Annotated in this window: 18 protein-coding genes and 2 pseudogenes; 2 read left to right on the top strand and 18 right to left on the bottom strand. The window is 60.2% G+C overall.

The genetic code is table 11. The annotated features are described in order from the left end of the window. The 9 genes and pseudogenes from NH448_RS08425 to NH448_RS08465 form a co-directional block, all read right to left on the bottom strand. Positions 1-662: pseudogene (locus NH448_RS08425) on the bottom strand (hypothetical protein); the annotation flags it as partial. Further along, positions 659-2,788 (bottom strand): DUF3483 domain-containing protein, encoded by a 2,130-nt coding sequence (locus NH448_RS08430; RefSeq protein WP_253028666.1) that lies wholly within the window; start codon positions 2,786-2,788, stop codon positions 659-661. The pseudogene NH448_RS08425 and the gene NH448_RS08430, both read right to left, overlap by 4 nt. Positions 2,789-2,848: 60 nt before the next feature. Then, positions 2,849-4,951 carry an NADH:flavin oxidoreductase gene (locus tag NH448_RS08435; protein ID WP_045994975.1) on the bottom strand — a complete coding sequence of 701 codons (2,103 nt, stop codon included), beginning with the start codon at positions 4,949-4,951 and terminating at the stop codon, positions 2,849-2,851. A 242-nt stretch (positions 4,952-5,193) separates the two neighbouring features. After that, positions 5,194-5,739: a DUF5943 domain-containing protein gene (locus NH448_RS08440; protein ID WP_045994976.1), complete on the bottom strand. Its 546-nt coding sequence runs from the start codon at positions 5,737-5,739 to the stop codon at positions 5,194-5,196. A 42-nt stretch (positions 5,740-5,781) separates the two neighbouring features. Next, a complete protein-coding gene (locus NH448_RS08445; RefSeq protein ID WP_045994977.1) occupies positions 5,782-6,795 on the bottom strand; it encodes a dipeptidase in 1,014 nt (337 codons plus the stop codon). A gap of 283 nt (positions 6,796-7,078) precedes the next feature. Continuing rightward, on the bottom strand, positions 7,079-7,777 hold the full coding sequence (gene mtgA, locus NH448_RS08450; RefSeq protein WP_045994978.1) for a monofunctional biosynthetic peptidoglycan transglycosylase: 699 nt from the start codon (positions 7,775-7,777) through the stop codon (positions 7,079-7,081). A gap of 197 nt (positions 7,778-7,974) precedes the next feature. Beyond that, the gene (locus NH448_RS08455) at positions 7,975-9,090 is read right to left on the bottom strand and encodes a GlxA family transcriptional regulator (RefSeq protein ID WP_045994991.1); all 1,116 of its coding nucleotides are present in this window, start codon (positions 9,088-9,090) and stop codon (positions 7,975-7,977) included. A 574-nt stretch (positions 9,091-9,664) separates the two neighbouring features. Next, positions 9,665-10,522: an S-formylglutathione hydrolase gene (fghA, locus tag NH448_RS08460; protein ID WP_045994979.1), complete on the bottom strand. Its 858-nt coding sequence runs from the start codon at positions 10,520-10,522 to the stop codon at positions 9,665-9,667. 209 nt (positions 10,523-10,731) lie between these two features. Next, the gene (locus NH448_RS08465; protein WP_045994980.1) at positions 10,732-11,841 is read right to left on the bottom strand and encodes an S-(hydroxymethyl)glutathione dehydrogenase/class III alcohol dehydrogenase; all 1,110 of its coding nucleotides are present in this window, start codon (positions 11,839-11,841) and stop codon (positions 10,732-10,734) included. A gap of 184 nt (positions 11,842-12,025) precedes the next feature. On the opposite strand from NH448_RS08465, the gene NH448_RS08470 reads away from it, so the two are divergent. Beyond that, complete coding sequence (locus tag NH448_RS08470; protein ID WP_045994981.1) at positions 12,026-12,955, top strand: LysR family transcriptional regulator; 930 nt, start codon at positions 12,026-12,028, stop codon at positions 12,953-12,955. 96 nt (positions 12,956-13,051) lie between these two features. Here the strand turns inward: NH448_RS08470 and NH448_RS08475 are convergent, their stop codons facing one another. Continuing rightward, the gene (locus NH448_RS08475; RefSeq protein ID WP_083970666.1) at positions 13,052-13,993 is read right to left on the bottom strand and encodes a tetratricopeptide repeat protein; all 942 of its coding nucleotides are present in this window, start codon (positions 13,991-13,993) and stop codon (positions 13,052-13,054) included. Beyond that, positions 13,966-14,133: a hypothetical protein gene (locus tag NH448_RS08480; protein WP_253028667.1), complete on the bottom strand. Its 168-nt coding sequence runs from the start codon at positions 14,131-14,133 to the stop codon at positions 13,966-13,968. Before NH448_RS08480 ends, NH448_RS08475 begins: the two co-directional genes overlap by 28 nt. Before the next feature lie 56 nt (positions 14,134-14,189). On the opposite strand from NH448_RS08480, the pseudogene NH448_RS08485 reads away from it, so the two are divergent. Further along, positions 14,190-14,426, top strand: a pseudogene (locus tag NH448_RS08485) (IS30 family transposase); the annotation flags it as partial. Positions 14,427-14,672: 246 nt separating this feature from the next. Here the strand turns inward: NH448_RS08485 and NH448_RS08490 are convergent. The 7 genes from NH448_RS08490 to tssA form a co-directional block, all read right to left on the bottom strand. After that, on the bottom strand, positions 14,673-15,710 hold the full coding sequence (locus NH448_RS08490; RefSeq protein WP_157033143.1) for a DUF6708 domain-containing protein: 1,038 nt from the start codon (positions 15,708-15,710) through the stop codon (positions 14,673-14,675). Between the two features lie 8 nt (positions 15,711-15,718). Beyond that, positions 15,719-18,556: a T6SS effector BTH_I2691 family protein gene (locus NH448_RS08495; RefSeq protein ID WP_253028668.1), complete on the bottom strand. Its 2,838-nt coding sequence runs from the start codon at positions 18,554-18,556 to the stop codon at positions 15,719-15,721. Continuing rightward, a complete protein-coding gene (locus NH448_RS08500; protein WP_083970667.1) occupies positions 18,544-19,434 on the bottom strand; it encodes a DUF4123 domain-containing protein in 891 nt (296 codons plus the stop codon). Before NH448_RS08500 ends, NH448_RS08495 begins: the two co-directional genes overlap by 13 nt. A gap of 1 nt (position 19,435) precedes the next feature. Then, complete coding sequence (tssI, locus tag NH448_RS08505; RefSeq protein WP_045994985.1) at positions 19,436-22,105, bottom strand: type VI secretion system Vgr family protein; 2,670 nt, start codon at positions 22,103-22,105, stop codon at positions 19,436-19,438. Positions 22,106-22,175: 70 nt separating this feature from the next. Next, on the bottom strand, positions 22,176-22,454 hold the full coding sequence (locus NH448_RS08510; protein WP_045994986.1) for a PAAR domain-containing protein: 279 nt from the start codon (positions 22,452-22,454) through the stop codon (positions 22,176-22,178). Positions 22,455-22,456: 2 nt separating this feature from the next. Then, positions 22,457-23,584 carry a hypothetical protein gene (locus tag NH448_RS08515; RefSeq protein ID WP_253028669.1) on the bottom strand — a complete coding sequence of 376 codons (1,128 nt, stop codon included), beginning with the start codon at positions 23,582-23,584 and terminating at the stop codon, positions 22,457-22,459. A gap of 74 nt (positions 23,585-23,658) precedes the next feature. Continuing rightward, positions 23,659-24,777, bottom strand: a complete 1,119-nt coding sequence (gene tssA / locus NH448_RS08520; protein WP_052704276.1) for a type VI secretion system protein TssA — start codon at positions 24,775-24,777, stop codon at positions 23,659-23,661. Positions 24,778-25,108: the final 331 nt, after the last annotated feature.

Genomic DNA, 25,108 nt, shown 5'->3' on the forward strand with positions numbered 1-25,108 from the left:
TCCAGGGCGGTATCGGGAAACAGCCAATGGCGCGGCGCCAGCGCGTCGTCCACTCGGGTGCAGGCCGCCAGACGTGCCTCGGGGGCATAACCCTCCGCCACCGCCAGGCAGACCACCCGATCGGCCCCGGCCTCGCCGAGCGCCTGCTCCAGCGCGGGTGGCGGCGAATCCCCGAACAGGATGGCCACCACGGCCAGTTCAGCTCCCTCTGGCTTGGAACCGCTATCGGCCAGTCGACGGGCCAGGCCGAACAGATCGCGATCGTGCTCGGTCAGCCTGCCGGTGGCGGTATCCGGGACCACCGCGATCCAGCCCGCCGGGGCTTCCAGCGTCACCGCTCGGCGCCGGTCGCGGGCGGCCTGAACGGTTGCGGTCTGGGCGCGACCTGCAGGCGACGCGGTGGCTCCCGCCTGGACACCGCTGCGGTCGATACGCCGACGACCGTTGGGGCCAATAAAGCCCACCGCGTGCGGGTTCCGGCGCAACCGTCCCTGGGGGCCCATCCACGCCGGTGGCGAGGTGGCGCCCTCCAAAGCGGCCAGCACCGACTGATGCTGCGGATGCAAACGATTGCGGGCGATCCACTCTTGCCGGGGATCGCGACGCCGCCGAGCCGTCTCTACCGGGGTGCTGCCTCGCGTCGCTTTATCGGACGGGTTCATTGGCTCAGCTCCTCTACGTCACGGCCCACGCCTCGGTTCACGGCCGGGTCGGCGCCTCTTGCCACACCTCCTTTTGCGGCGACCGTCCTGTCGTGTGCTTGCGCCTTGCGCGCTTGGCGCTTGCCGGTGGGCAGCTCGATCAGCGCCTCCGCCACCAGCTCGGCGATATCGCGCACCTGGGCGGTGGCATCGACCACCCCTTCGAGCATGGCGGTGCACTGGGGGCAGCCCACCGCCACCAGCTCGGCGCCGGTCTCGGCCACGTCGGCCATGCGCATGTCGGGAATCCGCCGCTCGCCGGGCACGTCGGTGATCGGGGCGCCGCCACCCCCACCGCAGCAGCGCGAACGGAAACCGGAGCGCTGCATCTCGGATAGCTCGATGCCGAGCGCCGCCAGCACCTGGCGCGGCGCCTCGTATTCGCCGTTGTAGCGCCCCAGGTAGCAAGGGTCGTGGTAGGTGACACGGCCGCGCTGACGGGACTCGAGCGTGAGCCGTCCGTCGGCGATCAACTCCTGGATAAAGGTGCTGTGGTGGCGCACCCGGTAGTCGCCGCCGAAGGCGCCGTACTCATTGCCGAGCACGTGGAAGCTGTGGGGGTCACAGGTGACGATGGTCTGAAAGCGATAGTGTGAAAGCGTCGCCACATTGGCCCGGGCCAGACGCTGAAAGGTCGCCTCGTCTCCCAGCCGGCGTGCCACGTCGCCGCTATCGCACTCCTCGTTGCCAAGCACGGCAAAGTCCACCGACGCCGCCCGCAGGATCTTGACCAGGGCGCGCAGAGTACGCTGATTACGCATGTCGAAGGCGCCGTCCCCCAGCCACAGCAGCACATCCACCTGGCCGTAGTCGCGCATCAGCGGGAGCGCCAGGTCGGCCGCCCAGTGCATGCGTGACCCGGGGGCAAAGCCGCCGGGATTGTCGGTGGCGATCAGATTGTCGAGCACCGCCGCGCCCTTGCCCGGGGTCTTGCCGCGCTCCAGGGTCAGGTGGCGGCGCAGATCGACGATGGCGTCCACGTGCTCGATCATCATCGGGCACTCTTCCACGCAGGCCCGGCAGGTGGTGCAGGACCACAGGGTATCGGCATCGAGCAAGGCGCCCCCCGCCTCGACGACGATGGGTCCTCCCGGCCGGCCCTGGTTCTGAGACTTGTCTTGACCTCTATCTTGAGTGAGCGGCCGGCCGGGATAGGGCGAACCGTGGTAGCTGTCGGCGCTGGCACCGGTCATGCCCCGCACCATGTCCTGGATCAGCTTCTTGGGATTGAGCGGCTGGCCGGCGGCGAAGGCCGGGCACACCGCCTCACAGCGCCCGCACTGCACGCAGGCATCGAAGCCCAGGCGCTGGTTCCAGGTGAAGTCCTCGGGACACGCCACCCCCAGCGGCGCCTCGGGGTCGTCCAGATCGAGCGCCTTGAGCCCAGTGGAGCGCGGCGTGCGCCCCTCGCGCTCGCTTGAGCGCGTGGAAAAGCGCTCTGCCCGGCGATGCCAGGCCAGGTGCAGCGCACCGGCGAAGGCGTGCTTCATCGGCCCGCCCCAGGTCATGCCCAGCAACATCTCGGCGAGTCCCAGCGCGAGCCCCACCAGCAGCACGCCGGCAAGCGTCCAGCCGAGGATGCCGCCGAGCCAGCCTGGCGGCAGCAGCGAGGACAGCAGACTGACCAGTGCAACGCCGGCAAGGCTTGCCGAGAAAACCGTGAGGCTCCTGGGCAGGCGCATCCAGGGGCCACATGACAGCCGCGCCGGCGGCGAGCGCCGCCGCCTGGCGACCAGCCTGGCACCGACCAGCATCAGCACGCTGGCGGCCAGCATCAGGCCGGTCAGGCCGAGCCTTAGCCCCGCCGGCATCGGCACCAGCAACACCAGCAGCATCAGCAGCGCAGCGGCGACGAAGCCCCCGGCGGTGGCCACGTGGGTGTGGGCGAAGGCCTTGTCCCGGGCCACCACGTGGTGCAGATCCACCAGATAGCGGCGTGGCATCGCCGCCAGGCCCGCCAACCAGGGCACCGGCGAGGGCCGCCCACGTCGCCACAGGGTGAAGCGTCTGGCCCCACCCACCAGGGTCAGTGTCAGCACGGCCAGCACCAGCACGGCCAGCAGGTCAGGAAGAACGGTTGCGGGCATCTTCTATCTCCTCTCGACGAGGGTCAGGCGGGCGGCGACAGGGCCGCACTCGTGGCTCGCTCAAACGTCCTTGCACAGACGCAGGGCGTCATAGATGGCGGCGTGCACATTGCGCGGCGCCACCCCGTCGCCCAGTCGGAACAGCACGAAACCGGCGCTGCGATCTCCAGCGCTGCGACCTTCTCCGTCCAGGTACGCCAGGCAGGGCTGCGGCCTGGCCGCATAGAGCGCTTCCAGATCGACCTGACCGCGATTGAGCGAGGCCTCCTTCATCTCGAGGTAAAGCCGCTCGTCCGGGCGCACGCCGTTCTCCACCACGATCTGGTCGACCACACGCTCTTCCTGGACCCCGCTGTACTCGTTCTCGAGCACCGCCACCAGCGACGCCCCCTCGCGGTAGACCTCGTGCAGCATCAGGTCCGAGGTCATGATGACCTCCTTCTCGTACAGGCTGCGGTAGTAGGTGGGGAAGGTGGTGCCCCCCACCGCGGCCCCGGGCTTGATGTCGTCGGTGACGATCTCGACCCGGGCGCCCTTGTCGGCCAGAAAGTCGGCAGCGGACACCCCGGAGAACTCGCAGATGGAATCGAATACGAGCACGTTCTGGCCCGGTGCCACCTTGCCCGAGAGGATGTCCCAGGTGCTGACGACCAGGCTCTTTTCCGGGTCAGGGTCGAAGCCCCAGTCGGCGTACTGGTCGAGAAACGGCCGTCCGCCGGTGGCCAGCACCACCAGGTCGGGCCTCAGGTCATCGATGGTGGGTACATCGGCCCGGGTGCCCAGGCGCAGGTCCACCTTGAGCCGGGCAAGTTCGAGCTGATACCAGCGGGTAATCCCGGCGATCTGGTCGCGACTCGGGGCCCTGGCCGCCAGAGTGATCTGGCCGCCCAGGCTGTCCTCGGCCTCGAACAGGGTCACTTCGTGGCCGCGCTCGGCCAGCACCCGGGCGGCCTCCATGCCACCGGGGCCGCCACCCACCACCACCGCGCGACGCCTCCGGCCTTCGCTCTGGCTGATGACATGCGGCAGGCCCATGTACTCCCGCGATGTCGCCGCGTTCTGGATGCACAGCACGTCGAGGCCCTGGTACTGGCGATCGATGCAGTAGTTGGCGCCGACGCACTGACGGATCTGGTCGACCTGGCCCATCTTGATCTTGGCGATCAGGTGGGGGTCGGCGATATGCGCCCGGGTCATCCCCACCAGGTCGACGTAGCCACCTTCGAGGATGCGGTTGGCCTGGGTCGGGTCCTTGATGTTCTGGGCGTGGATCACCGGCACGCTGACCACTTCCTTGATGCCTGCGGCCAGGTGCAGGAAGGGCTCCGGCGGATAGGACATGTTGGGAATGACGTTGGCCAGGGAGTTGTGGGTGTCACAGCCGGAGCCGACCACGCCGAAGAAGTCTACCTTGCCGGTGGCGTCGTAGTAGGCGGCGATGGCCTTCATGTCGTCGTGGGTCAGGCCATCGGGGTGGAACTCGTCGCCGCAGATGCGCATGCCCACCACGAAGTCGTCGCCGACCTCGGCACGCACCGCCTTGAGCACCTCCAGGCCAAAGCGCATGCGGCCCTCGAAGGTGCCGCCCCAGGCATCCTCGCGCTTGTTGACGCGTGGGCTCCAGAACTGGTCGATCAGGTGCTGGTGCACGGCGGACAGCTCGACCCCATCGAGACCGCCCTCCTTGGCCCGGCGAGCGGCCTGGGCGAAGTCACCGACGATGCGCCAGATTTCCTCCTCCTCGATGGTCTTGCAGGTGGAGCGATGGACCGGCTCGCGAATGCCCGAGGGTGACACCAGGGTGGGCCAGTCGTGGCCATCCCAGCGCGAACGACGCCCCATATGGGTAATCTGGATCATTATCTTGCCGCCGTGACGGTGCACCGCCTCGGCCAGATTCTGAAAGTGCGGGATGATGCGGTCGGTGGACAGGTTCACCGAACTCCACCAGGCCTGGGGGCTGTCGATGGAGACCACCGAGGAGCCGCCGCAGATGCATAGCCCGCAGCCGCCCTTGGCCTTCTCCTCGTAGTAGCGCACGTAGCGCTCCGTGGTCATGCCACCGTCGGTGGCGTGGACCTCGGCGTGGGCGGTGCTGACCACGCGATTGCGAATGGTCTGACTGCCGATGGTGATCGGCTCGAAGATCGCGTCAAAGGCCATGGGGAAACTCCTCTGCCCGGACGAAGGTGGAACCACGGCAGACGCCTTGGCCTGCGGTGGTCGCTGACGGGAGCCGCTGGCTGAGCTCGCCGACGGGTGTCGCTGGCTGGCCTCGCCGACGGAGGTTGCTGGCTGGGCTCGCCGACGGGGGTTGCTGAATAGGGTCGCCGATCGGGTTCGCCGAACAGCGTCACCTGACAGGAACACCAGAGCTGCGCACCGAATCGACGAGATAGCGCAGCTCAGCGAGACACGGTGGCGAGCGGCTGGACCTCGAAGCGGCCTACCTCGCAGCCTGGCTCGGCGGCGCTCTGGGTCTGCTCGGCACTGGTACGCAGTGCCGACCCCGAGGCCGCCAGGATCTGGTCCATGGCACCGGCGAACCAGCCGGTGAACATGTACTCGACCCGGTAGCCGACCTTGCCCAGCTGGTAGACGAAGGCGCTGTGTTCCAGTCGCACCCGGGCGGTACCCGCCTCCAGGTCGATGGCCTCGGTGATGAAGCGGCCCCAGCCTCGCTGGGACAGACGCGTCATGTAGTGCTCGAACACCGCCTCGCCGGCCAGACCGTGCAACTCGGCCTCCTTCTCGCACCAGTGCCAGGCGCTCTTGTAGCCGGCGTGGTAGAGAATCTCGGCGTAGGCCTCGACGCCCAGCGCCTGCTCCACGGCGATATGGTTGTTGATAAAGAAGTGTCGCGGCACATACAGCATCGGCAGGGCGTCGGTGGTCCAGACACCGGTCTCGACGTCCACCTCTATGGGCAGTTCAGGCGCCATCTTGGTCACGGTCGACTCCTTGGCAGGCGTTATTGTTGTGGTGGTTGTGTGCTATTCGCCCCAGACATCGGCCAGCACCCGTACCCAGTTCTCGCCCATGATCTTGCGCACCTGGGCCTCGCTGAGGCCGTGGCGTAGCAGCGCTTCGGTGAGGTTGCCGAACTCGCCGATGGTGCGAATGCCCTTGGGATTGATGATCTCGCCAAAGGAGGTCAGGCGACGGGCGTAGCCCTTGTCGTGGGTCAGCCACTCGAAGAAGGCCTGGTCGTGGCCCTGGGTGAAGTCGGTGCCGATACCGATGGCGTCTTCGCCGACGATATTCATCACGTAGACGATGGCCTCGACGTAGTCGTCGATGGTGGCGTTGACCCCGGCCCGCAGGAAGGGGGTGAACATGGTTACGCCGACGAAGCCGCCGTGGTCGGCGATGAACTTGAGCTCCTCGTCGGACTTGTTGCGCGGGTGTTCCTTGAGCCCGGAGGGCAGGCAGTGGGAATAACAGACCGGCCTGGACGACTCGAGGATCACTTCGCGCGAGGTGTTGGCGCCAACGTGAGACAGGTCACACATCACCCCGACCCGGTTCATCTCGGCGACGATCTCGCGACCGAAGCCGGACAGGCCACCGTCGCGCTCGTAGCAGCCGGTGCCCACCAGGTTCTGGGTGTTGTAGCAGAGCTGGACGATACCGACGCCGAGCTTCTTGAAGATCTCGACGTAGCCGATCTGGTCCTCGAAGGCATGGGCATTCTGAAAGCCGAAGATGATGCCGGTCTTGTCTTCCTGCTTGGCACGCCGGATGTCCGCGGTGGTGCGCACCGGCAGCACCAGGTCGCTGCACTCTTCCATCAGCGCGTTGGTGGCCACGATATTGTCCACCGTGGCCTGGAACCCCTCCCACACCGACACGGTGCAGTTGGCCGCCGACAGCCCACCACGGCGCATGTCTTCGAGGAGTTCACGGCTCCACTTGGCGATGATCAGACCGTCGATCACCGTGGCCTCGCGGTGAAGCGCCCGGGCGTCGATGGCACCAGTTTCGGTTTGCGTCAGAGGGGAGTTCATCGCTGTTGTCCTTACCCGCTTCAGGGAGAGCGCCAGCAGCAGAACGCTGGCGTTGTGCGGGCAGGATAGCGCCGCCCCGGGGGGCCACGACGCCTGATTGCGACGACGAGAATTCCAAAAGCGTCACCGCCGTTCCGGCAGCGACAAAAGGCACCCGTGGGCAAAGGAACGAAGCGAAACGACGCGCCTCAAAACACCGCGAAGACGTGCCGGAAGCAAAGGGGCAAAGGGAAAGAAGCGAATGGACAGAACCCAAAGGATCAAGGACTGCGACGCCTGCCGGCTACAGCTTCTCCAGGTAGCCAAGGCCCAGGTTATTCATCTGTCGCTGAATCCAGGCGGCGTGACGGGCGGTGCGCGGCCCCGGGTGCGAGGCGCTGCGCTCTCGCGGGTTGGGCAGCACCGCCGCCAGGCGGGCCGCCTGGGCGGCGCTCAACTGATCGGCACCGACGCCAAAGTAGTGGCGACTGGCGGCCTCCAGGCCAAAGACCCCCCGGTCGAATTCGACGATATTGAGATAGACCTCGAGGATGCGCTCCTTGGGCCACAGCAGTTCCATCAGGGTGGCGAACCAGGCCTCGAACACCTTGCGCACATAGTCCCGCCCGGTCCACAGAAACAGATTCTTGGCGGTCTGCTGGGTAATGGTGCTGGCCCCGCGCAGCGAGCCTCCGTTCATGGCGGACTCGATGGCACGCTTCAACTCCACCAGGTCGAAGCCATGATGATCGGGGAAGCGCTGGTCTTCCGCCGCAATCACCGCCAGCTTGGCGTTGTCTGACAGCTCATCCCAGGGACGCCAGCGCTGCTGGATGTCCAGCGGCTCGCCGGAGAACCAGGACGAGACCTCGCGCTCCAGCATCACCATGGAGCCGAACACCGGCACCACGCGAAACACCAGCACCAGCACCACTGACCCCAGCGCAAAGGCAAGGGTGGCGCGTAGCAGAAGTCGGCTGAGAGGGCGCCACCAGTTGCGCATGCATCGGGCTCGGTTGGAATCGATCCGGGGAGTATATCAAGGCCTTGGGTGGGGCGGGCAATCGCCGCTGTCAGCATTTACCGGTGTGGCCAAAGGCCCTCCTGCCGATATCTGGCGTCCAGGCATACCGAAGCCTGCTCCCTGGCCTCGGCCAGCAAATTCGGCCAGCGAAGGCGCATTGTTCAACACGCCCTTCGCTACTTGGGCAACACCTTGAAGCTGCCGTAGGTCGGCTCCCCCCGCGCTTCTTCCAACGCCGACAGCGCCCGGGATACCGGTTCGTCAGGGGCAGCCGCCAGCAGCGGGGATACGGTGCTACCGGCCACCACCGGCGAGAAGGCGCTCCAGCCCAGTCGCTCCTCCCGCGGCGGCAGGCCGAAGCACTCGCGGTAGCACTTGGAGAAGTGCGGGGTGGAGACGAAGCCACAGGCGGCGGCGATGTCGATGATCGACATCGAGGTCTGCTTCAACAGCTGACGGGCGCGATTGAGCCGCAGGCGCATGTAATAGCGCGACGGCGAGCAGTGCAGGTTGCGCTGGAACAGCCTTTCCAGCTGGCGCCGCGACAGGCTGACGTAGCGGGCCAGCTCGTCCAGGTCGATGGGCTCTTCAAGGTTGTTCTCCATCAGCGCGACGATCTCCTGCAGTCGCGGCTGGGTGGTGCCGAGCATATGCTTGAGCGGCACCCGCTGCTGGTCCTGCTCGCCACGCACCCGATCGCACACGAACATGTCGGAAATGCCCGCCGCCAGCTCGCGCCCATGGTCACGCCCGATCAGCGTCAGCATCATGTCCAGCGGCGCCGTGCCGCCGGAGCAGGTGAAACGGTCCCGGTCCATGGCGAAAAGCTTCGACGTCAGGCCGATGCCCGGGTAGGCCTCCTGCAGCGCTGCCTGGCACTCCCAATGGGTGCTGACCTCATAACCCTCGAGCAGCCCGGCCCGGGCCAGCGCCCAGGCGCCGGTACACACCGAGCCAAATCGCTTGAGGTGGCGTGCCTGGGCCTTCAGCCAGCTGACGTGGCCCTGGTGCACATGGCGGGTCGGCGCCACGCCGCCGCAGACCACGACCATATCCAGCGACAGCGGCACCGTGATCGACGAGTCCGGCGTCACGGTCAGGCCGTCGCTGGCCTGAAGCGGCGCACCATCCAGGCTCAGGGTGAACCAGCGATAGAGTTCCTGGCCCGATAACTGGTTGGCCATGCGCAGCGGCTCGATGGCCGAGGCCAGCGAGATCAGGGTGAAATGCTCGAGCAGCAGAAAACCTACGGTCTGTGGCCCCTCGGGCCGGCTGGGCAGGGTCATGGTCATCTTCTCCACAGCGTCGGCCTCCTCGTCGCAAGCCACGAGGTACCGTCACGTCCATTTGTTGTTATCGCGACGTCGTAAACGGAACAGGACTCGCGCATGGTGTCGACACCCTCGACGTTGCCAGCGTCGCTACGGGTATCGCAGGCAGGAGCGTCCGTGCTTTTCTCCGACGACTTTACGCCTGGCGACTGAGTCTCGGCATCACAATAATCGCTATCGGCTGCCGCTTGACCAGTCGTCTCCGACAATGATGTCGCAGGTGACTATGACGAGGTCGCATCTGTCATCTGACAAGGCAAAGGATCGGCCATATTTCCCCATTCACGACAGGGCTATCTCTACAGGCGACCCGTCGATGCCTTGCCGGGACGCCGCCTTTGGCTCGCCAGCCAGCGCACGCCCCCCTGCCCGGACACGCCAAAACCCAGCACTCTCTTCCCCCACTCCATGGTCCGGAAGTTCAGGCCGCAGAAATCCCGGGCAAAAAAATAAGCCCAGAAACGCCACGGCCCCCGATGATCGGGGGCCGTGGAGGATACCTTGGAGGGTACTGCAGGTTGGCGAGAAGTCTCGCTCAGCGCTTGGCGTAGAGCTTCTCGGCGTGGTAGCGCAGGTGATCCTCGATAAAGGTCGCGATGAAGAAGTAGCTGTGGTCGTAGCCGGGCTGGCGACGCAGGATCAGCGGGTGATCGCGCTCGGCACAGACCGCCTCCAGCCGCTCCGGACACAACTGCTCATCGAGGAAGTCATCGGCGTCGCCCTGGTCGATGAACAACGGCTGACGTGAGGCGCCACGAGCCACCAGTTCACAGGCGTCGTACTGGGTCCACTTGCTGGAATCCTCGCCCAGATAGGCCGAGAACGCCTTGCGCCCCCAGGGGCACTGGGTCGGATTGACGATCGGCGAGAACGCCGACACCGAGCGGTAGTGCCCCGGCTTGCGCAGCGCCAGAATCAAGGCACCGTGGCCTCCCATGGAATGACCACTGATGGACTCGCGACCGTTGAGCGGGAAGTGCTGACGAACCACCGAAGGCAGCTCTTCGGTGACGTAGTCATACATCCGGTAGTGAGCCTTCCACGGCTCCTGGGTGGCATTGACGTAGAAGCCCGCCCCGGAACCCAGATCGTAGCTGTCGTGCTCACCCGGCAGGTCAGTCCCCCTGGGACTGGTGTCGGGGCAGAGGATGGCGATGCCCAGTTCCGCCGCCAGCCGATGGGCACCGGCCTTCTGCATGAAGTTTTCGTCGGTGCAGGTCAGCCCCGACAGCCACCACAGCAGCGGCACCTTTTCCGTCTCGGCCTGGGGCGGCAGATAGATGGCGAAGGTCATCTCGCAGTCCAGCGCCCGCGAATGATGACGATAGCGCTTGTGCCAGCCGCCGAAGCTGCGATTGGCGCTGACCAGTTCCAGATGTTCGCTCATGGACATGGCGACTTCCCCTCAACGATGAAGCCCCGAGGTCCGGGGCGGATAAAACGACGCGGTGCGTTCTGGCGGATGACGCGGCCGTCTGGCGGTGGGGCGAGCTGGCATCAATACTGCGCCAGCATTCGACTCACCGCCAATCGGCGCCCGCCTGGCCCATCGCTTGGGTCAGGCGGGCGTGGCCTCATCAGCGCCGTCTCGATGCTACCGGCTCAGTAATGCAGTACGGTGCGGATGCTCTCGCCGGCGTGAAGCAGGTCGAAGGCTTCGTTGATCTTCTCGAACTCCATGTTGTGGGTGATGAAGTCGTCGATGTTCAGCTCGCCCTTCATGTACTGCTCGACGTAGCCCGGCAGCTGGCTACGGCCCTTGACGCCACCGAAGGCGGAGCCCTTCCATACCCGACCGGTCACCAGCTGGAAAGGCCGGGTGGAGATCTCTTCGCCGGCGCCGGCGACACCGATGACGATCGACTCGCCCCAGCCCTTGTGACAGCACTCCAGCGCCGAGCGCATAACGTTGACGTTGCCGATGCACTCGAAGGAGTAGTCGACGCCGCCGTCGGTCAGGTCGACGATCACCTGCTGGATGGAATCGCTGTAGTCCTTCGGATTGACGAAGTCGGTGGCGCCAAACTGCTTGGCCAGCTCGAACTTGTCCGGATTCACGTCGATGGCGATGATACGACCGGCCTTGGCCATCACCGCACCCTGGATTACCGCAAGGCCGATGGCACCGAGACCGAACACAGCCACGGTGGCGCCCGGCTCGACCTTGGCGGTGTTCATCACCGCGCCGATCCCGGTGGTCACCCCGCAGCCGAGCAGGCAGATCTTGTCCAGCGGCGCTTCCTTGGACACCTTGGCCAGCGAGACCTCCGGCACCACGGTGTACTCGCTGAAGGTGGAAGTGCCCATATAGTGATAGAGCGGCTTGCCGTCCAGCGAGAAGCGCGTGGTGCCGTCAGGCATCTGGCCCTTGCCCTGGGTGGCACGGACCGAGCTGCACAGGTTGGTCTTGCCCGAACGGCAGAACTTGCACTCGCCGCACTCGGCCGTGTACAGCGGGATGACGTGGTCGCCGGGCTTCAGGCTGGTGACGCCCTCCCCCACTTCTTCCACCACACCGGCACCCTCGTGACCCAGTACCGACGGAAACAGCCCCTCCGGGTCGGCTCCGGACAGGGTATAGGCGTCGGTGTGACAGACGCTGGTAGCGACCACCCTGACCAGCACTTCGCCGGCCTTGGGGCCTTCGACATCGATTTCGGTCAGGGTAAGCGGCTTGCCGGCTTCCAGGGCAATGGCGGCGCGAGACTTCATGGCAATCTCCTCGGATCGGGGGTTGCACGCCAGGCATGAACGACCAAGCCTGGCGCACTGACGTAAGGGGCACGGGTCATCCTGACCCGGTTGATGATGACCACAGTCTAGACCTCGCTACGGACTGGGATAAAGCACGCATTCGGCATAACATTGTTGCTGTCTCGCAACAATGGAGAGCGCCATGCATCCCTGGGCCGGCATTGAAGCCTTTATCGAAGTGGTACGCCTGAAGTCCTTTGCCGCCGCCGCCCGACGCCTGGGTGTATCCAGCTCCCACGTCAGCCGACAGGTGGCCGCACTGGAGAGCCGCCTCGATACGCCGCTTCTGTATCGCACCACCCGCCAGATAAGCCTGACCGAGGCCGGTCGCCTCTACTATCAGCAGTGCGAGGCGCTGGTCGACGGCTTTCGCGAGGCCGACGCCGTGGTCAAGGACTTCGAGGCCCATCCCAGGGGCGAGCTGGCGCTGACCTGCGCCACCACCTTTGGCGAGCGCTACGTGGCGCCTCTGATCAATGACCTGTTGATCCAGTACCCCCAGCTCGGCGTGCGCCTGCACTTCACCAACCGCCAGGTGGACCTGATCGAGGAAGGCTTCGATATCGGCATCCGCATGGGCACGCTGGAGGACAGCACCATGATCGCCCGCCGCCTGGCCGATCGTCGCGAGTACGTGGTGGGCTCCCCCGACTACTTCCAGCGCTATTCGCAGCCCCACGCCCTGTCCGAGCTGAAGCACCACCGCTGCCTGCATGGCTCACGTGATCGCTGGCGCTTCGCCGTCGACGGCATTCCCCGGGAAGTGGCGATCAAGGGGCCCTGGCAGGGCAACTCCGGCCCGGCCCTGCTCGACGCCGTGCTGAAGGGCGTGGGCCTGGGTCAGCTTCCCGACTACTACGTCGAGCATCACCTGGCCCGTGGCGAACTTGTCTCGGTACTCGACACCTACCGTCACAGCGATACCGGCGTTTGGGCCGTCACCCCCCACCACCGCCACCGCTCCCCAAAGGTCCGCGTGGTCATCGACTACCTGGCCGAACATCTCGCAGAGCGCCTGCCACCGCGATATCGCGACAGGCGAGGCATCGACGAGCCAGCGCCATCCGATTAACCCCAGCGACAAAAAGGCCCTCGATACGCTTTCGTATCGAGGGCCTTCGACAGCTGGTCACCAAAAGCCTTGCCTCCTATTGCCTGCCACCTGCGACTACTGAAAGGTCCCATCCTCCTGATACTCAAGCCCGTAGTAGCTGGGCACATAGATATTGTGTTCTTCCTGCCACTCCCGAGAAAGGCGGATGGCCTCACGGATCTGCTCAGGGGTCATCTTTTCTTCGAGGCGGGCTTTGTCGGGAGCGCTGCCGGGTGAGAGAAGGTCGTAATATTTATAAGCTTGGACGAGGTCGATATCCGTACCTATCCCTTCTTCGTAAAAGCCCCCTAAGCTTGTGAAGCCTACCATCTCATCGCCGTAAGTCATTCCGTCCATTTTTAACAACCAATCCATTGCTTCTTTGTCGTTTCTCACTACCCCCCTGCCCTCATGAGTAAGCCCAGCCAGATTCAACGAAGATACTCGATCTCCTTGCATAGCTGCCTTTTCATACCAGTAATATGATTGAGAAAAATCCTGTTCGACAACTCCGCTAAGTCTCACACCTCGATACACATGACCCAGCACTCTTTGAGATTTCACCAAACCTAGTTCTGCCGATGCTTCTAAGTACTCCAATGCTATTTCAGTATTTTTACATACACCAATCCCTTTATAATATATATCAAACAAACTATATCCAGCTTCTACGACGCCTAGTGACCACGCCTTCTTTAAAAGCTCCACGCCTCTTTGTTCATCCCTCAGCCGGTCATGCCCAGTAACATTCCCAAAGTTCAAAACACCTTCCAAATAAACATAATAAGGATTTTCATCATCGGATTTTTGAGCTATTTCATTAGGTGTACTAGAAGAAAAAACCAGTTCTAATGCAAGAGGGCCTGGATCTGGATTATACACTCTTGCAATTTCAGAAATATCCTTAACATCTACATCATCATTGCAGGAATCACATGCGACCAAAAAACATGAAACCACTAAAATAACAAAAAATAACCTCACCATTCTCACGCAACAACTAAAATAAGATAACATTTAAAACCGCTCCGAGCACGTTCCTCATTTCCCAAGCCGCCATCAAATACGACGGAAAGCTCTACAAATTCGTCAATTTCAAAATTTCCAAACGACTCATCTAAAAAAACGCTAAAAAACCCGGCGGTCTCAATGAGCAAGTGCAACACCTGATCGATCGGGTGTTGCACTTGCTCATTGAGACCGCCCAGCCACCTACTTCGCGGATCCACACAGCCCGTGGCAACGTGGGTCTAACGAGAATACCATTGGTCTGCTTCGACAGTATCTGCCCAAAGGAACGGACCTATCGACCTACACCCAGGAGGAGCTCGATGAGATCGCAGACTCACTCAATACCAGGCCTAGAGAGACGTTGAACGCCAAGACGCCTCTGGAGGTATACGCGGAGGTTCTCCAGAAGTCAGTGCCCGGATCTCCGGCACTCCAATAGTGTTGCGCTTGTAGGTTGAGACCGTCAAGTTCCACAGCTTTCCGCTCAGATCGACGTGACAACAAGTGGAGGTCCTTCGTTTTTGACCAAGCGCTACATGCTTGTCAGATAGCGACCCGGAGGCGTCGATTTTTTGAAGAAAACTTATGCAGACACACTCTAATGCAGGATAATCACGAAGTACCTAAAGGTCGGAAAGTTGAGGCTCTGCCATGTGCATAACATTAAAAATAATACGCTCCTCTACTATCCATTGACAAACATCATGAAATAAGTATAAGCCGCCCAGATAATCCCTGAAAGAGTAATTAAACTACCAATGCAGAAACATATAATAGGCCAAGTGCCTTCGACGAAACTAAATGGTGCATTATCATCTGCAGTCTTAGCATAGGGGTCATCCTTTTCAGTTTGGCACTGGGCCTCCACATCGTCCGGCCATTGAGGTCTTTTGCTGGTATATACAGCCACCATTCGCCCCCAGACCAACGGCACATAAAGAGGAGAAAGAAGCAACTGAGCAATAGGGGAAAAAGCTAGCATGCCAAGCCCTCTAACGATACAAAAAGACAAACTCTCTCTCTCCTTGTCGACAGGCATACATAACTCAATTAAATCTGAATTTTTTTCGTATCCATCGGGTTCCTCCATATAGCGACGAATAAATTCCCATATTCCTAGCGCATACTCCTTTTCACCCCAAGCAGGGTATCCAAGAGAAAATGTTTGTAACACATTTTTTCGATCTCCATCAAGAACATGCGCCCTAATCTCGTAGAACGACTTAGGAAACCAAGCGATTTTATTTTCTGCCAAATAGACAAAAATATCTTCCCACTTCACTTTAACCATATCTCCTCTAGGTAGAATAGCATAAACCATTCTGCTCTTTCTGTTTAGGCGCACTGGGTAGTGTGTCAACTGAAATGCCTCCAAACGAAAAAATGACCAACCAAGAGCAATAGGACCAGCGCACGTCACTACTACAAATATGAAAAACAACCAGTCGCCGCCTAGAAGCGTGGCCAGACCCACTACTGAAAGGCCAAGGCCGCCAAGCATGAAAAACATAACACCAGCAAATACACCTTGTCCTTTATGGACGTACCAACGATCCACCATCTCCATATAGCAATCATTGATCTTTATAACAGATATCAAATCTCTTGCTGGAGTTTCCTGTTCCCTACTTTTGCTAATTTCCGAATCAATTTCTTCCTTTCGCAATTTGCGGCGAACAGGAAAACCATGAAACTTACCATTTGTCAATCCCACTAAATCCATACCACCTCCTAATCAAAGAGTTCTTTCATTGCTTCTGTTTGAGATTTAAAGTCAGCAAAGCCATCATGATTTCTATCAACACCAAAATAAGAGCGGCGAATCCAATGTTGAAGGCTATCTTTCACCACAATAAACAACGCTATATTTACTGCAACTGCTATGCCGGCCAATATCCACCCCCATCCGGGCACAGTGATAGTTGCAAGAATGGCATTTCTGCTAACAAAAGTTATTAACAAAAACGATGCCCCCCCTGCCAGTGAAGAACAAAAATATAAAAAAGCCTCAAGATTCTGACCTCTTTCAAGGGCATTCTTCGTGGCATAAAAGTCAAGACCACTAAACAAAAAAGCGGAAACAGAACCAAATACACGAACTCCACCCAAAAGGCCGCTGTTAAGCCTGCTACTCTCCCATATCTGCAACCTACCACCGAACAGAGCTCTTCGACTCAGTAACGCATGTCCCAATTCAAATGCAGCTCCTACTGTTCCCGCTGTAATAGCTATCAACTTGCTCCCAATAAGAAACTTACTCTTTGCGTCCGTGGCTTCGAATATTGTATTCGCCTGAAATAAGAGCGTTGTTCCACCTATAATCATACTAACGATACTTAACTGTATATTACGATTGGCCAAGGCTCCCCAGGCCGACCCCGTCAATGCTGCATGGGATAAATGTTGGCTTACCGGTTCTGACATAAGGCTTGCTGATGCGGCTCTTATGGCTCCTTGGTCATCTATTGCATCTGCAACATCAAGAATCTTATAATAATCGTAACTTACTCGATAGTTCCCTCGACCACCAACTGCTCCGGATATTTCAGCAGCGTGCCTTGTAGCCATCAGCATTCTACGGTCAAAAATTTCTGCATCCACGTTGCCAAAGCGTCGGTTAACTTCTCCCATGCTCTTTCTGAGGTCTGCAACAACCATTCTTAACGTGGCATCGTTCACAGATATTTTTACTATCGGCCTCTCGGCGATCATACCGAGAAGCAGGAAGGCTGGCTTCGTTCTAGCCGTAGGCTCATCCTTCAATAATTTGACATAGGGAGAGATTATCGCTGCCAATAACCTTCCCAACGTACCCTTGTGTTCCGGCAAATCTTCAAACACCTTGAGGTACGCGGCTATTACACCCTGCCACGGCAGACTAATTACGTCACCGTGACTGACATCAATATTATTTATTGAGCTAGTCATCTCTGACTTTAGCTTGCTTGAGTCAACCAAAAGACCGCGCAGCAACAAGTTGTCACGTGATACGTCTACACTGCTTAACCAGGCAACGTACTGATCATGTAACGTTTTATACTGCTGCGTATCTGCTAAACAGCGCGCAACAGTCGCGGCAAACGCTACACCCGATTCAGTGTCACTATCATCGTGGTTAGCCTCAAGATAGACAAGTAAACACTTAGACTTTAACCACTTTTTATAAGCGTCACCCAGAGGAGCCATCACTTCTCTTTCGAATCTTTCCTTCGCTGGCCCGAATTCTTCCCTTTCCCACCTTTCCATCATTGTGGGACCATCATCTTCACCAGGACTGCTTCGAGCCAACATCTTGTCATATTTTGCCCATGCATCGTCCGCACACTGTTTCACATACTCACTTTCGACCGCATCATAGTTACGCTCTCTGATAGCCTCCCTACTATAGTATTCATCTAACGCCGGAGTCGACTCCCACCCTGGCCCCCCCGAACTTTGAGTAATAGCTCTGTCCTTTTGTATTTGATCGTATGTACGATCTGCTCGTTCTCTAGCCCTCTCCAAAACTTCGGTTATTGCCCTTTCCCTGATAGCCTCCTCTACCCCATTAATCATCGATGCCGTTACGACTTGCCACCTATGCTCAGGTGATTCTAAAAACTGCTTTGTTCGAGCGGTCATCAAGGACGCAAGGTCATAGGTGATTCCAGCAGGATCATCCAGCGCTACCATCATCGGTAACATATCATCAGCATTTGCCTGGATTTCGGCCCATTCAATCAGACCATCAATCTGCCCTTGCACCCCGATGATGTCAGATACGCTCGAGCCTAGCGAGGTCGGGGGCGGCCAAGAGGCGTCATCCTGCTGATCACGAATACCGGTACGGCTCCATGGGTAACGCGATTCGGCCAGTCTGTCACTGAGTTCTCTGAGCGGCGCCGCATGCTTGCCTTTCCCACCTGGTGTGCCAAGTGACAGCGGCTTTTTTTTATCATTGCCATATTTTGCTGGAATACCGCGCCAATCCGAAAGTGAAATACAACGCATCTGATCACGTCGACGACTTGCACCTTCACCAACGTGTGCATTAGTTGCATGCTCGTGCCAGACACGCTTCGTCCAAGCCGTTTCAGAATATGCAAAGTAAACATCCCCACCATTCTCAGGATCAAGAATAGTAATACAACGTCCAGGGTAATGATGTTCGGGATTATCCTTACAAGTAATCTCTTCACCTTTCGATGGAGGCTGAAGTAGTGCGTCAATACCTCCCTGAATTTCGTTTGGATTCATTGCGACCAAAACATCATGATCAATCTCAAGAACGTAGGGATATAAAAACCCCATTGGAGTCACTAAGTACCCGCTCCAAGTACTCCTGACTTCGTGATAAACATACAGGTATCCCGGGCGCAGAAGTCGAAGTGTATATACTTGCCCTTCTGGCAGCTCTACGTCTTCTACTCCCACACCGAAAGGGTAGTCAAGTCGTGGTGCTTGCGTCTTCTCCACAACATCCGTACGTGCTACTGCATAGCGCAGCGGCAAAACAGGAAGTCCTTTTTTTTCACAGTATGGACACTCGGCTATAGACCGCTGATTTTTTTTGCTCATCACCGCCCCCATGTATAATATTGCTTATTTACTTCACCAGCCATGCGTTTCATATCAACCTCGTCAAGGTCAAAGCATACCTCGCGATAATCGACGCCTCGCCCTTGTATACAAGCAATACGCTCGGCCAATATCGGATGCGAATGTATCTGAGGGTGAAAGCGCACACCCTGTTCAACAAAAAGTATTCGCCCGTACGTATCCTCCGACGACAGGACATCATCTGCTTTTTCAAACAGGTGATCGATCAGTGCCCATAGAGAGGGTGACTGGTGTAGCTGCGGCATTCGAATCACCAAATGGTCAATCATTCGGTTTACTTCAACCACGTTATCGATGCGCTTCCACTGAGATGAAGTTGGCATTAAATGGAAGATCGACGCTTCCATATAAGGCCGATGGCTTCGACAGTACCATTGCCCCTTCTCATCCGGCCAAACCCATTCGGTGATGGGGCCAAGTAACCTATCAACCTGTTCCGGTTCAAATATCCAGGAAAAGTGTCGAAAAACATGTGGATCGTAATAGCGCAACCACCAGTGCCTCGGGTCTCCTGGACGACGTTGGACCAGGTGATGCTTGAGATGCGCCGCGACATCGTCAGCGGTGGCATGGCTGGCGAGCAACGCACAGAAGTAGGAGACGCCACGCTTCTGATAACGAAGGATGCGCTCGAAGATGGTCTTTCGATCATCGTGAGACAGCCCCTTCAAGCTGATTAACTGAGGCAATATGTGTGGCCGCATCTTGGCTTTCGTCGGCGCCAACGGTATGGCGGGCAAGCCTTTCCAGTCGTCTTGCTCGACGTTTAGCGGGTTGAGCAACGCATACGAATATTTGGTCAACCATTCAACCGGCAGGCTTTCAACAATGGGGTGGTGGCTCGACATCTCAGGACCTCCCCAACGGAGTAGCACCTGCCCGCGTCTGCTCCGCTCCCTTAAGCTGGCTTTCACACCCTCCTTCGGGCAGTTCTGGTAACGCACCCTCCAGGCTCGCGGGGCCTGAAAAGTTGTGCTGGGCACCCTTGATGTCGATCTTGCCCGGGGCATGCACTTCGATATTGCCGTCCTTGAGCCGCACATAGGCGCCGGCGCAGGTGAGCAGGATCTCCTTGGCGGCACTGACTTCCACGCTGTCCTCGGTGGAGGTCACGCTCAGGGTCTTCTCGGCGGTCAGGGCCATCGCGTCACTCTGGGCCTGCACCTCGACCTTGCCCTGGGCGGCGAACAGCTTGATCCCGGCGCGCTGGATAAACAGCGACAGGCGTTCGGAAAACGCGCCGATCAGGCTACGCCCGGCGGCCAGGTTGATGTCCTCGCCGCTGGTCACCGTCAGCGACTTGCCCTGGGCGAAATGGGTCGACTGCGGGGTGCTCATGGCGATGCCGGCGGGTGAGGCCAGGTGCAACCAGGGGCTCTCTAGCCGCCCGGCCTCGCCCCGCCCTGCCAGGCTTGCGCCTTTGGCGGTGGACTGATCGGCGGACTGGTCAACGTCCTGGCCAGACGCTGCCCCGCTGGACTCACCGTAGGTGGCCTTGGCGTCCTCGCTGGCCCGCTTGATGTCGCCGCGCACCTCCAGCGCTTCGGCGTCGTGTTCGGCGGCGCTCTGGCTGAGGGTATCGGCGAGCTGCCAGGCGCTGTCGAGTTCACGGTAGACCGGGGACAGCGCGAGCTGTTCGCCGCTGGCACCGAGCTGCCCCCAACTGGTCAGCAGCAGGCCGGCGTTGGCGCGCACCGCGCCGTAGGCGTCGGTGCGCAACTCGAAGCCGGTACCACGAAAGGCGCCCCTGGTGTTGCCCTGCTGGTGGATCAGGTAGCCCAGGTTCAGTTGGCTCTTGGCGTGCTCGGAGTTAAGGCGTACCCGCTCCTGATCGGTGGCATCATCAAACACCAGTTCGTTGTACTTGCCGCCCCGGTAGGTCTTGGACTTGAAGCCCGACAGCAGGCCGTTGGAGTGCCATTCGGGACGCTGGTCACCGTTGTAGACCCGTCCGGTGACCAGCGGGCGATCCGGGTCACCCTCCAGGAAGTCGACGATCACCTCCTGGCCGATGCGTGGCACGAACACGCCGCCCCAGCCGCCGCTGGCGTTGGGCTGGGCGACCCTGAGCCAGCAGCTCGATTGGGCGTCATTGCCACCCAGCCTGTCCCAGTGGAACTGCACCTTGACCCGATTGAGCCGGTCGGTGTGGATCTCTTCACCTTCGGGGCCGACCACGATGGCGGTCTGGGGGCCGCCGACCACCGGACGGGGGTGATCGAGCGACGAACGGTAGGGCTGGCTCAAGCGCTGGGCTTCGAAGTCGACCAGGTAGTGGCCGGTCCCGGCACGCTGATAGTCGTCGCGGTGGAGGCTCTCGTCTTCCAGGCCGTGGGCCCGGCGGGCATGATCAAGCTCCTGCTGCAGGCTGCCCGGCAGGGTGGTCAGGTGGGCCGACACCGGCAGAGCGTTCTCGGCGTGCACGCTAAGGCCCAGCAACAGAAAGGTGCGCTCGTCGCTGTCGCCGTGCTGGTGGCGTTCGTGCTGGGTCAGCTCGAAGTGACGTCCAACCTGAAGCTGGCGGGCACCACCGGCACCAAAGAAGCGCTTGGCCTTTGATTCCAGCGCTTCGAGCCGGTTGGCAGTCAGACGTTCGCCGCGAAAGTGGTCGCGATAGTAGTACTCGCCAGGGCTGTCGTAGACCTCCTGGTCGGTCAGGTTGCCCTGATTGTGCAGGGTGTCCAGCGAGGTTCGCTTGATCAGCCTTGGCTGCTTGTAGTCGAAGGTGCCAAGGCTGACCCGGTTGGGTTGCTGCTGTCGCCGTCCGCCCCACTGGGTGATAGCGTCCTCGGTCTCGGTGGCGTCCTGGCGGTGGAAGCGGATCTGGTGAGGCGCGACCGCATCGCAGGTCGCCACGTCATCGGTGATCACCAGCCGATGACCGAGCCCTGCAGCGCCAGTCGCCGCGTTCTCGCTCTCGCCCGCGTTCTTACCGTCATTTTCCGGGTTGCCCAGATGCTCGAAGTAATAGAACAGGCCCTCCTGCTCCATCAGGCGATTGACAAAGTGGTAGTCGCTTTCCCGGTACTGGACGCAGTAGCTGCGCGCCGGGTACTCGCGCCTCAGATCGAAGCGCCAGCCGCCGTGGGCCACCTCGTGGCCCTGAAACACCCGCTCGATCACCTCGATGGCGCTGTGGTCCTGGAAGATGCGACTGTCGCGGCCAAGCTCGAGCATGGTCAGCCAGGGAACCAGGCTCAACTGGTAGTAGTAGACGCCGCCGTCCTCGCCCAGCAGCGCGGCGGACTCCACCAGCGCCGAGAGTTGCCGATACTGGCCATCGGCCTGGCGTATCGACAGTGTCGCGGGTCTGGCCATCAGCGATTTGAGCTCGATGTTGCCGGACTGAGAGATGGCGTCGAGCCGGTAACGAAACGGCCGCGAGATACGTTCCTCACCCACCAGACGATGGGGGATCAGCTCGACACCCTCCAGCGCCAGGGTGACTAGCCGCTGATGCTGCGACAGGCTGACGTCGAACGACGCCAGCATCTTGTCCAACCACGATGAGTTATTCATTGCCTTTGTCCTTTGCTGCGATGCCCGAAGGGCCTTCCTTGGCGACGACGGCGAGCGAAAAAGGGCGTTGTCAGCCGAGTCCGTGGACGCCACCACAAGCCGAGATCAAGGTCGCGCCGCAGGCGGTGTGGCAGCCGTGAAAGGCCACGCTCTTGCCGTTCAGGGTGATGGTGGGGTGGCCTTCGACGATGGGGCAGACGCCATGGCCCTTCTGCGGGCAGGCCACCATGTCCCCGACCACCGCGACCGGGGTGCCGTTGAGCAGGTAGTTGGACTGGGCGCTGACCACGGTGCCGCCGTGGCTGGTGGTATCGCCCAGGACGATGATGCCGTCACCAGAATTGAACATGTCTATACCCCACGTTGTGATTGCACCCCGCCGACTCCCTCGGCAACGGCGCTACAAGGCAAGAGGAAGGCAGTACCACTCGTTGTCTCGCTTGCTACTTCAAGTATTAGTGCACTGCCAGCGTGTTTTTTTTCGGTCAAGGCAGCAATTGCCAAGACAATCTGAACCGCATTGAGAGCACTACCCGACCAGCCACAGAAGCTATCCGTAAAGTAAATATCTTCGATAGTGTCAGGATGGCCCCAGCGATCAAGTAACGCAGCACATACATCGGACACCCTCTCCGGTAGTTTTCCGACATCAGCAATCGCAACGGAAGGTTCGCTATCAACTAAATCTGAAGAAACTGTATTGAGGAGTTCTCTCATACAATCCAGTCGCGATCGTCTGGACTGCTGTGCTCGTGCACTGTGGTGTAAATTTACCGATGGACTAAGCCACCAACCATCTTGGAAAGCGCTGCTATTTCCCTCGATTCGCTGAAGTAGCACTGCTGCACATGCTTCCCCTGGATGCGTGCCTTTATAGCGCGGTGGGCTCGCCAAAAGCGATTGCTGCTCAAGCTGGATGACCCCACTGCTCGAGCAAAAAGAGTCAGCACTAATCCAGAGTATGTAGGGACTAGTTAGCACCGACGCGGCAACTGCCGCGTGCAGACCAATGCTATTATCAAGGCATATCAACTTACCCATACTCTGATAAAAAGAAGATGCTTTCAGCAGCTCCCTAATGTACTCAAGAAATGCGTGAGTGCTAACAAGGCCATCGGATGGAAAACTCACTGCGATATCGAACCCCATATCAGAGATCGCATTTTTGGGAGCTTTATCCAACAAATCTAGAGCTTCCAACGCCAGAGAATGTACCAACTCCAATAGTCGCGTCGTCTTCTGATCAATAGCCTGTCCATCCGGCGATGAAGCAATAGGTATCGTGTCTACGACCTTATGACACAGGAAGCAATTCCCACCAGGAGACTGGACGCCTTCCAACGGTGTAGGCACCGCAGGTGCTGGAACATTCCCCCACCCCACCAGTCCCGCCGAGGTCAGCGCCACGCCATCGATCACCCTCAGCCGGTCAGGGTCGTAGCGCCGTTCCGGTGCTGGCGTTGCCTGCTGCCTGGCCATCTGCTCGAGGGTCGATTGCCGTGGCCTGAGGCGGTCGTACAGCGACGCCCTGCTTGAATCCCTGTCCCCTCGGTTCATGAGCTGTGCTCGTCTCTGGTCTGGGTGCCCAGGGTTTCGCGGATGCTGTCGACGACGTTGTCCTCGCGAATCACGTCACGCAGCCAGTCTTCCAGCGGCATCCGCCCCCAGCGCACCGCTCGTTCGACCAGATAAGGTACCGGGCTGTGGGGCTCGGCGGCCTTGAAGTACTGGGCTACCGCACCGAGCATGGCAAAGGCTTCTTCGCGGGTCTCCGGGGTGGTGCGAAGCGCGCCGCTTGGACGTTGAGATCGCGCCGGGGTGCTGGCCTGCGGTGTGGGCGAGTGTTCCGGGATGCTGTCGTCTTGTGCTGGATCCTCGACGACGTCGAGACGAACGCCCTTGTCACCCAGCAGGCGCTCGATCAAGCCAAGACAGTCCTTGAGTACCGTCGAAAGTCGGCTGAAGCTCGGCGCCAGGTCTCCGAGCCGGGCGACCAGCACGTCGTCCAGCGCCGAAAGCGCGTGCAGGCAGGCTTCGATATGGCGGTAGAGTTCGATCAGTCGTTCGGGGTCTGTCAGCACCACCGAACGCTGGAAGATCTCGGCATTGATCTTGCCTTCCTTGAGCGCTTCGTCCATGACGGTGGGGTCATTGCGCGCCAGGTTCTCTACCTGGCGTGACTCTTCGTAGCGATCCAGGCCATAGCCGTGATCACTGCTCTGAGCCCCGCCCTGACCATCGAGCAGGGCGATGCTGCCGACCATCGACGCCAGGGTGTCGTCCAGCCAGGTGAAGCGCCCCAGACGTTCTTCCTCACCCTCTTCCAGGGTGGGATAGAGCCCCCCCCAGTAGGTCTCGCACAGGGCCGCCACCAGCTCCAACCCAAAGGCCAGGCCTGCAAAGCCGTCACGGTGGGCCAGTCCTTCGCACAGCCAGCCGGCCAGCATCAGGTCCTTGCTTTGCTCGGCCAGGGCCTGAGACGACAGCGCGATCACCGCATTCCAGTCGGCGCGCTTGAGGTCCGACTGCCAGTCACCCTGGCTTAGATAGCTGGGGTCGGCTCGCCGTGCTTCCTTGATCTCGTCGACCACCAGCGAAAAGCTCAGGTCCTCCCCTACTCCCTGCTCACCGATCGGCGCGAGCAGGGCCTCGCGATTCCATTCATCGACCATGGGCGTTGTCTCCTGCATCTAAGGTCACACCGGGGGCATCCCTTGCCCCGGGCGCTTGTGGTTCTGGTAGTCGTCACTGGTGGCCGTCACCGGCGTCCACCATGAGGTGTCGTCCTCGATGATCGATCCCAGGCAGCCGGGTTCCGCGGTGTTCTTTCAGGCGTCCTGGTCCGGCCTTGTGGTCTGGCTTGCTTTCCTTGGCGTGTTTTCCTTGGCTTGCTTTCCTTGGCCTTCTGGCCTGGCTTCCTGGTCAGCCCCCGGAGATAACACCACGGGCTCGAGGGGCTGACCGGGAAGCACGGCCATGGGTTGCCCCATGGCCGTAACCCGC

This window comes from Halomonas sp. OfavH-34-E (assembly GCF_024124525.1).
GTDB classification, from domain to species: domain Bacteria; phylum Pseudomonadota; class Gammaproteobacteria; order Pseudomonadales; family Halomonadaceae; genus Halomonas; species Halomonas litopenaei.